This window comes from Paenibacillus sp. IHB B 3415, assembly GCF_000802655.2.
Taxonomy (GTDB): Bacteria; Bacillota; Bacilli; order Paenibacillales; family Paenibacillaceae; genus Paenibacillus_AQ; species Paenibacillus_AQ phytohabitans.
This window is the reverse complement of record NZ_JUEI01000046.1, coordinates 19,315-33,056: the sequence shown is the minus strand read 5'-3', so window position 1 is coordinate 33,056 and position 13,742 is coordinate 19,315. Positions and strand designations below refer to the sequence as shown.

The window sequence follows — 13,742 nt, the reverse complement described above, 5'->3', positions numbered from 1 at the left end:
TTTGACCGCTGCACTTTATGGATACACTGGTGTGTAGCCAAGACCGCGGGTTTCCTCCCATCCCATCATCAAATTCAGGTTCTGAATCGCCTGTCCTGCAGCGCCTTTAACGATATTGTCGATGACCGACACAATGGTGACCCGTCCGGTACGTGCGTCTGTCGCGAAGCCGATGTCGCAATAGTTCGATCCGCTGACTTCCTTCGTCGCCGGAACCACTCCGGGCTCGCGCACCCGCACATACGGTCTGCCTGCATAATACTTACGGTATAATTCCACGAGCTCCTGCTCGCTGTGTTCTCCAGTCAGCCCGGCATACATCGTGCTCATAATTCCCCGGGTCATCGGCACAAGATGCGTAGTGAACGTTACCGTTACTTTTTCCCCTACGATATCCGTAAGCACCTGCTCAATTTCCGGGATGTGCTGATGTTTGTTGATTTTGTAGGCTTTGAAGTTCTCATTCATCTCGGCAAAATGAACCATCAGGCTCGTTCCCCGCCCCGCCCCGGACACCCCGGATTTCGCATCTATGATGATACTGTCCGGTTTGATCCAGCCTGCCTCCAGCGCCGGAACCAGTCCCAGCAACGTAGCTGTGGGATAACAGCCGGGATTAGAGATGAAATCCACACCAGCCGCACGCTCGCCGTATACCTCGCATAACCCGTATACCGCCTGCTGCAGATAAGCTTCCGGAGGAGCGGGATGCTTATACCACTGCTCATACTCCGCGCCGTCCTTCAGCCGGAAATCCCCCGACAGGTCGACGACCTTGAGGCCGGCTTCGAGCAGCTGGGGCACCAGCTTCGCGCTCACTCCCGAAGGCGTAGCTGTGAATACGACATCCGCCCTGCCGGCAATCTCTGCCGCGTCCACACCATCCAGATTACGCTGCACAATCCCTGTTAAATGAGGGAACCCTTCCTCAATCGGCGTACCGGCGCTCGAAGAAGATATTACTGAAGTAATCTCTATATCAGGGTGGCTCTGCAGCAGCCTGATCAGCTCCACGCCCCCATATCCCGTTGATCCGACAATCGCCGCTCTCAGCTTGCCTGTCACTGTCATCCCCGCTTCCCGTTTCTGCTTTATATCATTATTACCTGTGAATAACCGTTCTGCAAATATGTATTATTATACGACCGAATTAATATAAATACAACACGTAACGTTAACTTTATTCCGATGTTCCCACTAGAAACAGCCATGCCTTTTATCAAAAGAGAAGCGCAGAGCTCCCCTAAAGGGAGTCTACGCTTCTCTTTTGAAACCTTCGCCCAGCACTTCATGGGCTTCCGTAATAATTACAAACGCACCCGGGTCCACCGAGCGGACGATGGCTTTGAGCCTCGTAATTTCATTCTGGCCTACCACCGCCATCAGGACAGTACGATTGTCTCCGGTGTAGCCGCCTTGCGCATTCAGCTTGGTCAGCCCGCGGTCCAGATCATTCAGAATCGCCTGCGAGATATCCTCCGTCTGATCAGAGATAATATACGCCACCTTCGTGGTGCTGAAGCCAACCTCCAGCGCATTGATTACCTTGCCCGTGACGAACAGCCCGATTAGTGCATACATCGCCTGCTCCATGCCCAGCACAAAAGCAGCCAGCGTAATCACCGTACCATCCAGCAGCACGACGGACAGCGAGAAGCTGAAGCCGGTAAGCTTTTGAATAATCTGCGCGAGTATGGTCAGTCCGCCCGTAGATCCGCGCCCGCGGAAGACCAGACCGAGGCCTAGCCCCACACCAATTCCTCCATAAATAGAGGCCAGCAGCGGATTTGTAGTCGGCACCGGACCATCCTTGGTCAGGAAGATAAACAGCGGCAGCACAAAGCTCCCCAGCAGAGAGCGGATACCGTACTGTTTACCGAGGAATATGACCCCGAGAATAAAGAGCGGAATATTAAGCGCCCACTGGGTAAAAGCCGGCTCCGCCCCAAACCAGGCCTCGGCAAGCACGGATAACCCCGATACCCCTCCGGAAGCAATCTGGTTCGGGAGAAAGAACAGATTGAACGCCAGCCCCGTAATCAGCGAGCCGATCAGAATGAGCGCAATATCCACTGTATGACGCAGCGGCCCGTTTAGCGGGATGAGCGGAGGTTTGTTGCGTGAATTGATTTTTTGCATGGATGCCCTGCTCCTTAGATGTGATCTTACTGTCCTTGTTATTCTTTTCAGAAAAAAATCCCTACACCTCCGAAGACGCGTAGGAATATCCATGCCCTTATTCAGTTTCTGTCTTGATCTGACTGCGCAGGTAGCCGTCAATGAAGCCATCCAGGTCGCCGTCCATCACCGCTCCGACGTTGCCCGTTTCTACAGAAGTACGGTGATCCTTCACCATGCTGTAGGGGTGGAACACATAGGAACGAATCTGGCTGCCCCAGGCAATCTCCGATTGTTCGCCGCGGATCTCATCGAGATGCGCCTGCTGCTCCTGGATTTTGCGCTCATAGAGCTTGGAACGCAGCATCTTCATCGCTTGTTCCCGGTTCTTGATCTGTGAACGTTCATTCTGGCACGTTACCACGACTCCGGTTGGCAAGTGGGTAATCCGCACCGCCGAGTCCGTAGTATTGATATGCTGACCACCCGCGCCGCTGGCCCGGTACGTATCAATCTTCAGATCCTCTGTACGGATATCTACTTCCACATCGTCCGCAATCTCCGGTACCACATCGCAGGATACGAAGGAAGTATGCCGTCTGCCCGAAGAGTCAAAAGGCGAAATGCGCACCAGACGGTGTACACCCTTCTCCGCCTTCAGGTAGCCATATACATTGTAGCCCTTAATCAACAGCGTTACACTCTTGATGCCTGCCTCATCGCCCGGCAAATAATCAAGCACGTCAACCTTGAAGCCCCGCTTCTCCGCCCAGCGTGTATACATGCGCAGCAGCATCTGGCCCCAGTCCTGGGATTCTGTTCCGCCTGCACCGGGATGCAGCTCCAGGATCGCGTTCAGCTTATCGTACGGCTGATTGAGCAGCAGCTGCAGTTCGAACTCATCTACTCTGCTGCTTACACTGCGGATCGTTCCGGCAATCTCTGATGCCAGTGCGTCATCGCCTTCTTCATCCGCCAGCTCCGCCATCATCGCCGCATCGTCATAATCCTGCTGCAGCTTATCGTATTGATCGACCACCGACTTCACGGCGTTCATCTCGCCAATAACGCTTTGTGCCTTCTCCGGCTCATCCCAGAACCCGGGCGCAGCCATCTTCTCTTCAAAGTTCGCTATAATCTCCAGCTTAAGGTCTAAGTCAAAGTGACCCCCTAAGATTGGTTAGTTTCTTGCCTATTTCACGCAGGTCCTGCTTCACATTAGGATCGATCACTTGGATCACATCACCTTTCAAAATAAAATATTGCGCCGGCCGCTGGGTTTGGACTTACCGGCATTAACGTCTATTCCCGCCGCTGACTACCCGCCTCTTACAACCGGTCCGCACGGTGTTGCTCGTAACTGCGGGGAATGTTTGGACTTCCGGCCGCTGTTGTGCCCAGATTTATTTGATTATACCGCATAGCGGAGTAAATCCGGACACAAAGGCGGACGCTACCGCTCCTACAGTTCCAAACTTCCCCTCCGTTACTCTCACCTTAGCTAGGGTTTTAAGAAACATTTCGTCTGCTTCGCTCATGCACGTCAAAAGCCTCAAAGCCCAAAAAAGCGGCCAGGCCGCAAACGGGGAGTCCCCCCGGGCCCAGCCGCTTTTATTGTCATTATAACCTAAGTGCGAGTGAACAAAACTCGAAGTGCATTACGGTGAAACGTGCTCGCAGATTTAATGCCTGCTCGCTATTCCACCAGAATCAGACAAGTGAATTTCTTCTCTCTTACGCCTGACCGTGACAGTTCTTGTATTTCTTGCCGCTGCCGCAAGGGCATGGATCGTTACGGCCGACTGTAGACTCCACATGCACCGGACGTTTCTCAGCAGGCTCAGCGTTCGTGGAGATCTTATCTTCTTCCACTACCGACTGACGCTCCTGATTCGCCTCAATGTGCGCCTTCATGATGTAGGTCGCCACTTCTTCCTGAATGTTCGCAGTCATGGCATTGAACATTTCGAAGCCTTCGAACTGATATTCGCGAAGCGGATCGGTACCGCCGTAAGCACGGAGGTGAATCCCTTGACGAAGCTGATCCATGGCATCGATATGATCCATCCATTTGCTGTCTACGGAACGAAGTACAATAACCTTCTCGAACTCACGTACCAGCTCAGCGCCGAGACGTTCTTCACGTGCTGCATATTTTTCCAGTACACGGCCAAAGATGAATTCGATGATTTCTTCTACTTCTTTGCCCCATAGATCATCGCGGGTCAGGGAGTCTTCCTCCAGCAATTTGCTGTTCACATAATCCGCGACTTCCTGCAGCTCCCAGTTTTCCGGAATATCGTCACTGCAGTGGGCATTAACAATACGGTCAACGACCGGTTTGATCATTTCCACCACAACGTCTTTGATATTGTCAGACTCGAGAATTTCGCGGCGCTGTTTGTAGATAATCTCACGCTGCTGATTCATCACGTCATCATATTGCAATACGACTTTACGGATATCGAAGTTGTTGCCTTCCACCCGTTTCTGGGCAGATTCAACCGCTTTGGTAATCATACGGCTCTCAATCGGCTGATCTTCTTCGAATCCAAGACGGTCCATCATATTCAGCACGTTATCCGCGCCAAAACGTTTCATCAGTTCATCCCCAAGTGACAGGTAGAACTGCGTGGAGCCCGGGTCACCCTGACGTCCGGCACGTCCGCGAAGCTGGTTATCAATACGGCGCGATTCATGACGTTCCGTACCAATAATATGCAGACCGCCAACATCGGTTACACCTTCACCGAGTACGATATCCGTACCGCGTCCGGCCATATTCGTGGCGATCGTTACTGTTCCCGGCTGACCGGCAAAAGAGATAATTTCGGCTTCTGCCGCATGGTGCTTCGCATTCAGCACCTGGTGTCTGACACCTTTGCGCTTCAGCATTTCAGATACGCGTTCGGAATTCTCAATCGATACCGTACCTACAAGCACCGGCTGATTCTTTTTGTGGCGTTCCACAATTTCAGCGACTACAGCGTTGAACTTGCCATTCTCGCTTTTGTAGACCACGTCAGGCATATCGACACGCTGATTGGGTTTGTTAGTAGGTACCTGGAGGACTTCCAGACCGTAGATCTTCTTGAATTCCTCTTCTTCCGTCTTCGCCGTACCGGTCATTCCACCGAGCTTGCGGTACATACGGAAGTAGTTCTGGAAGGTGATTGTAGCCAGCGTCATGCTCTCATTCTGGACTTCAATCTCTTCCTTAGCTTCAATAGCCTGGTGCAGCCCATCGCTGTAACGGCGGCCCTGCATCAGACGTCCTGTGAACTCATCGACAATCATAACCTCGTCTTCGTTGACCACATAGTCTACATCACGGCGCATAATTGCATTTGCCTTCAGCGCTTGCACGATATGATGGTTCAGCGTAACGTGACTGTGATCATACAGATTCTCTATGCCAAAAGCACGTTCAGCTACAGCAACGCCCTTCTCGGTTAAGGCAACAGACTTCACCTTGATATCAACCGTGTAGTCTTCTTCGGCAGTCAGCTTCTTCACGAAACGGTCTGCTGCATAATACAGCTCTGTCGATTTCTCAGCTTGTCCGGAAATGATCAGAGGCGTACGGGCTTCATCGATGAGGATGGAATCGACTTCGTCAATAATACAGAAATACAGCGGACGCTGTACCATCTGTTCCTTATAGAGCACCATGTTGTCACGCAGATAGTCAAAACCAAACTCATTATTCGTGCCATACGTAATATCGCAGGCATATGCTGCTTGTTTATCATTATGGTCCATGCCGTTAAGGTTGACCCCAACCGTCATGCCCAGAAAGTTATAGATTTGCCCCATTTGTGCGCTGTCGCGCTGAGCCAGATAATCATTTACGGTTACGACATGCACGCCTTTGCCCAAGAGTGCATTCAGATATACCGGCAGTGTACCTACCAGCGTCTTGCCTTCCCCGGTCTTCATTTCGGAGATCCGGCCTTCATGTAGCGCCATCCCCCCAACTAACTGAACGTCAAAATGCCGCATGCCCAGCGTCCGTTTGGAAGCTTCGCGTACGGTTGCAAATGCCTCGGGAAGAATTTCTTCCAAGGTTTCCCCCTTCTCAAGACGGGCACGGAACTCTACTGTCTTAGCCTGCAGCTCTTCATCCGTAAGCGATACGAAATCCGGCTCCAAACCATTGATTACTTCGACCGTCTTCATGAGACGTTTGACATCACGTTCATTAACGTCGCCAAATATTTTTTTAACAAGTCCTAGCATGGTTAACCCCTTTCATGCAACACAGATGGTGGAACCGAGCCCATCCTCAACAAATTGAAAGGGCCATATATGATTTCGATTCCGCTGCTTCATAAATTGTAACAGTTTGTAAGAGAAGCCGCAATACAAGCTGCCGCAACCTTATTCTTCATATTGCCTTTTCATAGGAACAGGTGCAGGTATTCTTGCCCGTCCCTTCTGTATATACGCACAAGAGCCCTATTCGCTTTAAGCGAATAGGGGCTCGTCTAATTGTCCACGTCAGGCTGAAACGAAAGCCCTTCCTTATACCAGCAATTTCCGGTTAGCAGGTTAGTTCTGTTCGATCAAACCATACTTGCCGTCATCGCGTTTGTAAACAACGCTAACTTCAGAAGTGTCGATGTTGGAGAACACGAAGAAAGTATGTCCAATCATGTTCATTTGCAGAATCGCTTCTTCCACATCCATAGGCTTCAAGGTGAAGCGTTTATTCCGCACAACCTCAAGATCATCATAATCCAGTTCCTGATCCTCAACAGCTACGGCATTGCCTGAACCTTCTACGAACAAGGTCTTCAAGCTGCCTTCCTGGCGGAATTTGCGATTAAGTTTGGTCTTGTGCTTGCGGATCTGACGTTCCAGCTTGTCCACTACGGCATCGATGGATGCATACATATCATCGCTGCGGTCTTCCGCACGAAGCGTCACACCTGCCAGAGGGATTGTAACTTCCACCGTATGAAGGCCGCGAACGACGCCAAGCGTCACATATCCTTCTGAGGTAGGGGGTGCATCGAAATACTTCTCAAGTCTGCTGAGCTTCTTATCAACATAGTCTCTCAAAGCGTCGGTCACTTCAATTTGTTGACCTCGAATGCTGAATTGCATGGGCACTCCTCCTTTGTTTACCTTTTCATTATAGCAAATTGTCAGGGCTAAGTAAAAAACAAATCATGACAGCCTTTACATTTAGCTAACAAAAGATGTCACAGCCTTGTCTTAAACAATAAACAGGTCCGGCTAGCGCATAAACTCGCGCTGGCCGGACCCATTACAGCTACAGTATTATCATTTTGAAACCAAGATTATGAATGATTGCTGACATATTGCATATTGCAGGGCAGTAGCATCTGTATCCATTCATCTTACTTATTTGGTCTGGATACGCAGAATCTCTACAGGGGAGAAGTTACCATTAGAACCAGTGATGAAAAAGACTTTATAGGCTGTGTTGGAAATCAGTCCGGTTAGCGTAAAGGTATGCTTTACACCTGGAGATACTGTAGAATTCGGACCCGCAAAAGTTCCCGTTAAGACAACACCAGCACTATTCTTTCCTTCAGAAATTTGTTGTACTGTAGGATCAGCTTCCGTTGCCTTGACCACAACATATTTCAGGGGTGTTGGTGCGCCAGGCTGCCCGTATTTGGCATACACAGCAGCAGTTACAGTCCCTATGCTGTCCACTCCCACCTGGGTAAGTGATGTGGTGGTGCTTGGTGCTGTTTTTAATCTAAGAGTGGTCACGCCAGACCAATTTCCTGAAGCATCAGCTAATACGATATAGGCTGCATATTCCGTATCTGCGTTCAAACCATACACGGAGAAAGCAACGCTTGTGTTGGCAGTGACCGCTGTTTTGCCGGAATGAACGCCTGCTGTTCCTGCACTAGTCAATCCGTCTTTCACTTGCGCTGCTGTTGGTGCTGCTACGTTCATGCTGTAAGGAGCAACTACATAATATACTGCTCCTGTTACCGAAGGCGTAACATATACATCTGCAGTAACCGAACCCACATGACCGTAGGTCACATTGCTTACAGAAGGGAAGGTAACGCTGCCGCCACCACCACCACCGCCAGTGCCACCACCACTACCACCGGTAACCGGGGTTGCTGTTGGGCTGGTGCTTGGCACAGGTGTTGCTGTAGGAGCAGGCGTTGCCGTAGGGGCCGGTGTAGGTGTTACTCCACCAGTGCCTGACGGTTTATAGACAACAGAGTTACTGATGATTCCGACCGCTTCGGCCCGTGTAAGTGATTTCTTCGGTCCGAAGGTCCCGTCCGGATAACCATTAATAATCTTCTTGTCTGCTGCTGCTACCACCGCACCTTTGGCCCAGGCTGCTACTTGGGCACTGTCCTTGAACTTAAGTGTAGTGGAGCTTGTACTCAGCTTCAGGACTTTGGCTGCAATGACAGCCGCTTCCTGCCGCGTAAGCGGATTGTTGGCACGGAAGGTATTATTCTCATACCCACCGATGTAACCGGCCTTTACGGCTTTGGCTACTTCGCTGTAGACCCAATTTGTGCTTTTGACATCCTTGAAGCTAATGGTAGCCGTTTCGGTGAACCCGAACAGGCGATTGATCAGTGCTACATACTCGCCACGGGTAATAGCCTTGTTCGGCTTCACCGTTCCGTCAGGATAACCGCCCAGGTATCCTTTATCCAGCCAGCTCTGCAGTTGCTTCTGCGCCCAGTGACCTTGAATGTCTTTGGGGGTAGCCGCAGCTGACACACTGCCTAATGATCCGAGCAACATCGAAATACCAAGTAATCCGGCCATAAGGCCACGCCATGTTTTCTTCATTCTTTTATTCATCCTCCTGAGTGTTTGATGGGCATAGGCTTCACTGCATGTCTTCTTATCTAGGTTCTTTTCGGAAGCATACGCCTAAGCTAATAATGAGGTGCTATCTAGGCAACAAAAAGCCCAACGTCTCTCATTACCCATATTTTGGAGGGAAATAACGGATTCTTGAAATAAAACTTTACAAAGTGTCTAATGATGTGTCTTTTCCGCCTTATGTTGCGCGTCATTTGTGAAATGAACGTAAAAAAGACCCTGGGAGTTATCCCCAAGGTCTAACGCTAGCGTTGTCTCAATTGCTAACCATCTACCATATATGTAGGTCGGCTTCGCCGGATGATTATAATTTGATGACGTTAGCTGCTTGTGGTCCGCGTGCGCCTTCAACGATATCGAACTCTACGGATTGGCCTTCGTCCAATGTCTTGAAACCGTCAGTTTGAATCGCGGAGAAGTGTACGAATACGTCGCCACCATCGGCAGTTTCGATGAAACCATAACCTTTTTCTGCGTTAAACCATTTTACTTTACCTTCCATTGACTAAACATTCCCTTCGTCATCAGATGAACGTGAGTCTTGCTCACAATTCGACTATACCACCGCTGCTTCTCTATTGTCAATTGGAATAGTAAATGATTACTTGCAATATTTTACCATCCTTAAATTTCTCATAAAAAAGGCAGATTCTGTGATACAAGATACAAAAAAAGGAGCAGACGCTATTAAAATACCCGCCCGCTCCCCAGCTGAAACATCTGGAATCTATTATTTTTTTCGGTCCATTAGGATGCTGTCGGGGGTATATCCCGCCTCGTATGCGTTACGCTGTATCTTGGCTTGGCCGCGTTTCTGCAGAAAGTTCTGGGCTTCCTGACGAAGAGCATTCATCCGGTCCAGCAGCTCATTATCATATCCTAGAATCCGATGAATTTCTTGCTTTTGCGCAGCCGACGAAGGATAAATTGCGACTTTTTCTGCAATGGAATCGACAAGTTTCTGACGTTCCTCTACAAATACCACAAGTTCCTCGTACGATGCTTCCTGAAGCCTGCTCATCATTCCACGGGTAAGCAGGTCCAGACTACGGATTAGTTCATCCATTAGCAATCTCAGTCTGAGTCGCGGCAAGCTTTGATGCCTGCAGCCAGGTTTCGCGGAGATCCGTGAGGTAACCAATGGCTTCTTCGGCTTTCGCCGGGTTCTTGTGGATGTTGGCTTCGATCAACAAGTAGTTCGTATATTCGTATAGAGAGTAGAGACCTTTGGATACATCAATTGAATAATCCAGTGTGCTCATCAACTCACTGATGATTGTCTGAGCCTTGCCGAAGTTCAGATTGGATTTCTCCAGATCCTGTTTGCTCAGCCCATCCAAAGCCGTCTTCACGAAACGGATTGCCCCGTCATACAGCATAATCACGAGTTGCGCAGGTGTTGAGGTCTGGACTGACGACTGGCGGTATTTATCATAAGGAGATTTAATCAATGTTGTCACCCTCTAATTTTAAAATTACTTAACTGGAAGTTGAGAATAGACTGGAAGACTGAGACTGGAGTTTATTCATGGCAGTCTCCATGGCGGTGAATTGTTTATACAGACGAGTTTCCTGATTATCCAAGTAAGTGAGCATTGTACTGATCCGCGAATTATACTCTTTGAGTTTCTTCCCCATTACACTTTCTTCTTTGAAAGTGCTGGTAAGATCAGCAGAGTAACGGTTAGTTCCCGCACGATTAGATATTTTTTCAATTGCATTAAATACAGAAGAGGCCATTTTGTCAAAAATACCAGTTGCAGGTGCACTCGCCGGCCCCTGCAATATATTCATAAGCTTTTGGGGATTAGCTTCCATAGCTGTTTTGAGTTTATTTTCATCCAGGATTAGTTTCCCATTCTCAGCATATGTCCCGGTAGTAATCCCCATTTCAGCAAGTCCACCCAATTGCTCAGTAATGTGGGCTCTCATTTCAGATAGTACAGATTTAATAATATCATCATTCTTGAGCAGGCCGCTTTGTGCCTTCTGGGTCCAGGTTGTAATATCCGCTTCTTTCATTTCTGACTTCTGATCATCTGTAAGTGGTGCATAATCCCTATATTTCGCTTCATCAATCTTGGAGTTTAGGGCAGCAATTAACGTATTATAATCAGAAACAAAGCTTTTAACGATATCCACTGCAGCAGTAGTGTCTGTCTGAGTTGTTATTTTAGAAGGGATATCTGTCCCGGATGTATTAGTTTTAGTTAAAAGGGTGATAGCCACCCCATTTACAGTAAATGTATTTTCAGGTTTAATGTATTCAACACCATTTATTTTCGAAATTGAATCTTTTCCCGTTTCAGTCTGCCATTGTAATTCAGTCTGATCTTTTTTGTTAAACAGACTCAGGAGCGTATTATCATCCGTACCAGAACCCAATTTTACTATGCCGGTTGTACCACTAGTTTTAGAGGCTAAGGCAAACTTCCCGGTTGTCTCATCAAAAGTAGCGGTGACATTAGCCAGAGAATTGTCATTAATAGTAGCAATAACCGTCTGAATATCAGTAGATCCTTTAAAAGTAAATGTCTGATCATTTACAACCAATTTAAATTCTTTCGCTTTGGCCTCATCGGAGGTTGGGACAGAGCCATCAAAGGCGGATTGCAGTGACGCTAGTGTGTTGGTACTGAGCTTACCCGAACCTGCTCCCGCCGTTGTAACGGTTGTCTTGGTCGCCAATTGACTTACAGACACTTCCATGTCAATACCATTGGCTTTGGCACTTGCTGTAGCTTTGATAGCATCCGTATTTCCGGTTACAACTGCCTTACTGACTGTAAGTACATCGTTACTACCATATTTAGTAATAAGTTTATTGTACCGAAAATCATAAAGCTTACTGCTTACTTCACGATAGCTCTCTCTTGTCCAATTTAAGAGCTGCTTCTGCTGGTTCATCTTGTCGAGCGGTGCTTTTTTGGCCGTCATCATGCTCTTAACCATACTATCAATATCCATACCCGAAAATCCATTTACGCGTGTTACCAAGTCGGCACCCCCTTGTTCTATATTTTCTCGTCAACCAATATCCCCGCAATTTCCATCATCTTGGCTACCAAATCCAGTGTCTTCTCAGGGGGCACTTCACGTATAAGCTCACCGGTATCCTTGTTAAGTACTTTCACCATAATATCGTGTGTTTTCTCATGGATGCTGATCTCAAGCGTGGTCTGGGGTCCCTGAAGAGATTTCACAGCTCTTTCAATGGTTCGGATCAACTGCTCCTCCGCAATGGATACATTCACGCCCTGCTTTTCCTTTTGATTCATATCCCTTGTAGTACGAATTCCTGCCACTTGATTAGCAGGTGCTGCTTGTTCAGAACTAACCGGCACTACTTCCGGCTTGTTGTTCTGGACGCTTGTTGTCGAACTCGCAGAAAGAGAGAACTGTACATTCATAACCCCGACCTCCACCAACACTCATTTTATAATCTATATATCGGTTAGTTTCAGGGATAATTTAGGATTCGGGGTGAAGTCAAGAGAAAAAAAGAAAAAAGCTCTGAGAACACACTCTCTGAGCCTAGTAATTTTTATCAGTAATCAAATAGTGCTGACTTCATTCTCACTTGCTAAATTTTGAGACAACCCAACGAACGGATTGAATTACATCTATTACATCTTGATCTGACATTTTTGGATATAAAGGAAGCGTAATAGCTGTATTATAATAAGTCTCAGCATTAGGACAAAGACCAGATTCATACCCTAACTTCTGATAATAAGGTTGTGTGTAAACAGGAATGTAATGGACATGGACTCCAATATTTAATTGACGAAGGGCGTCGAACCAATCTCTTCTGGTTCCCTTAAGTACTTCAGGTAGCCAACGAGTAACGTAAAGATGCCAGCTTGAATTACTCTCTTCCTGTTGGTAAGGTAATATAAGCCCTTGGATACCAGTTAACTCCCGGTTATAACGCTCTGCAATTCCCCTTCTCCTATTCACAAAACTATCAAGTTTATCCAACTGTGATACACCTAGAGCAGCCTGCATGTCCGTCATTCTATAGTTATATCCCAACTCCTGCATTTCATAATACCAAGGCCCATCATTTTTAAGCATTTTATGAGGGTCTTTAGTCATTCCATGACTTCGGAACAATTGGAGCTGGTGATAATAATGTTCATTATTCGTGACAATTATTCCCCCTTCTCCTGTGGTAATATGCTTGACAGGGTGGAAACTAAACATCGTCATGTCTGCCCAAGATCCAACCTTTATCTCTTTGTAAGTAGCTCCTAAAGAATGGGCAGCATCTTGAATCAAAACTAAATTATAGTCTCTAGAGATCATGCTTAAACGATCTATTTCAACCGGTTGTCCAGAAAAATCCACAGCAATAATCGCTTTAGTCTTATCAGTGATTTTTTGCTCGACCTGAACCGGATCTATGTTATACGTATCCATGTCGATGTCTGCAAAAACAGGAATGCCTCCTTGGTATAGTACGCAATTGCTGCTTGCCAAAAAGGTAATAGGTGTTGTAATAACTTCATCCCCCGGGCCAATTTCCGCAGCAAAGCATGCGCCATGTAGCGCAGCAGTTCCATTAGTGAAGGCAACTGCATATTTAGCCCCAACATATTCTGCCACTTTAGATTCAAATTCCTGAATAGTCGGGCCCTGCGTAATAAAATCACCTCGCAGAACTTCAACTACAGCCGCTATGTCCTCTTCATCTAACCACTGCTGACCATAGGGTAGTGTTGTTTTGCGTATCGGCTGAGCGAATGGGGGATCAATTCCTGACATGCAAACTC

Annotated in this window: 12 protein-coding genes; all 12 read right to left on the bottom strand. The window is 47.8% G+C overall.

Annotation, left to right across the window (positions count from 1 at the left end):
- Nucleotides 1-15 precede the first annotated feature (15 nt).
- Nucleotides 16-1,071, bottom strand: a complete 1,056-nt coding sequence (argC, locus tag QW71_RS20245; protein WP_039302727.1) for an N-acetyl-gamma-glutamyl-phosphate reductase — start codon at nucleotides 1,069-1,071, stop codon at nucleotides 16-18.
- A 183-nt stretch (nucleotides 1,072-1,254) separates the two neighbouring features.
- Nucleotides 1,255-2,139: a YitT family protein gene (locus QW71_RS20240; RefSeq protein ID WP_039302724.1), complete on the bottom strand. Its 885-nt coding sequence runs from the start codon at nucleotides 2,137-2,139 to the stop codon at nucleotides 1,255-1,257.
- Nucleotides 2,140-2,236: 97 nt separating this feature from the next.
- A protein-coding gene (prfB, locus tag QW71_RS20235) for a peptide chain release factor 2 (RefSeq protein WP_152679813.1) occupies nucleotides 2,237-3,350 on the bottom strand; the annotation gives its coding sequence in 2 pieces (ribosomal slippage) (nucleotides 2,237-3,277 and nucleotides 3,279-3,350; 1,113 coding nt in all).
- 502 nt (nucleotides 3,351-3,852) lie between these two features.
- Complete coding sequence (secA, locus tag QW71_RS20230; RefSeq protein WP_039302718.1) at nucleotides 3,853-6,357, bottom strand: preprotein translocase subunit SecA; 2,505 nt, start codon at nucleotides 6,355-6,357, stop codon at nucleotides 3,853-3,855.
- Between the two features lie 312 nt (nucleotides 6,358-6,669).
- Nucleotides 6,670-7,227 carry a ribosome hibernation-promoting factor, HPF/YfiA family gene (gene hpf, locus QW71_RS20225; RefSeq protein WP_039302715.1) on the bottom strand — a complete coding sequence of 186 codons (558 nt, stop codon included), beginning with the start codon at nucleotides 7,225-7,227 and terminating at the stop codon, nucleotides 6,670-6,672.
- Nucleotides 7,228-7,488: 261 nt separating this feature from the next.
- Entirely contained in the window at nucleotides 7,489-8,931 is a 1,443-nt protein-coding gene (locus QW71_RS38120) for an S-layer homology domain-containing protein (protein WP_052770102.1), read from the bottom strand.
- Between the two features lie 340 nt (nucleotides 8,932-9,271).
- Nucleotides 9,272-9,469, bottom strand: a complete 198-nt coding sequence (locus QW71_RS20215; protein WP_019915069.1) for a cold shock domain-containing protein — start codon at nucleotides 9,467-9,469, stop codon at nucleotides 9,272-9,274.
- Between the two features lie 228 nt (nucleotides 9,470-9,697).
- A complete protein-coding gene (locus tag QW71_RS20210; RefSeq protein WP_039302709.1) occupies nucleotides 9,698-10,033 on the bottom strand; it encodes a flagellar protein FliT in 336 nt (111 codons plus the stop codon).
- On the bottom strand, nucleotides 10,026-10,418 hold the full coding sequence (gene fliS, locus QW71_RS20205) for a flagellar export chaperone FliS (protein WP_039302706.1): 393 nt from the start codon (nucleotides 10,416-10,418) through the stop codon (nucleotides 10,026-10,028). Before fliS ends, QW71_RS20210 begins: the two co-directional genes overlap by 8 nt.
- A gap of 28 nt (nucleotides 10,419-10,446) precedes the next feature.
- Nucleotides 10,447-11,964 carry a flagellar filament capping protein FliD gene (gene fliD / locus QW71_RS20200; protein ID WP_052770101.1) on the bottom strand — a complete coding sequence of 506 codons (1,518 nt, stop codon included), beginning with the start codon at nucleotides 11,962-11,964 and terminating at the stop codon, nucleotides 10,447-10,449.
- Nucleotides 11,965-11,981: 17 nt separating this feature from the next.
- Entirely contained in the window at nucleotides 11,982-12,377 is a 396-nt protein-coding gene (locus QW71_RS20195; RefSeq protein WP_039302703.1) for a flagellar protein FlaG, read from the bottom strand.
- Nucleotides 12,378-12,543: 166 nt separating this feature from the next.
- A complete protein-coding gene (gene pseC / locus QW71_RS20190) occupies nucleotides 12,544-13,734 on the bottom strand; it encodes a UDP-4-amino-4,6-dideoxy-N-acetyl-beta-L-altrosamine transaminase (protein WP_039302700.1) in 1,191 nt (396 codons plus the stop codon).
- Nucleotides 13,735-13,742 lie beyond the last annotated feature (8 nt).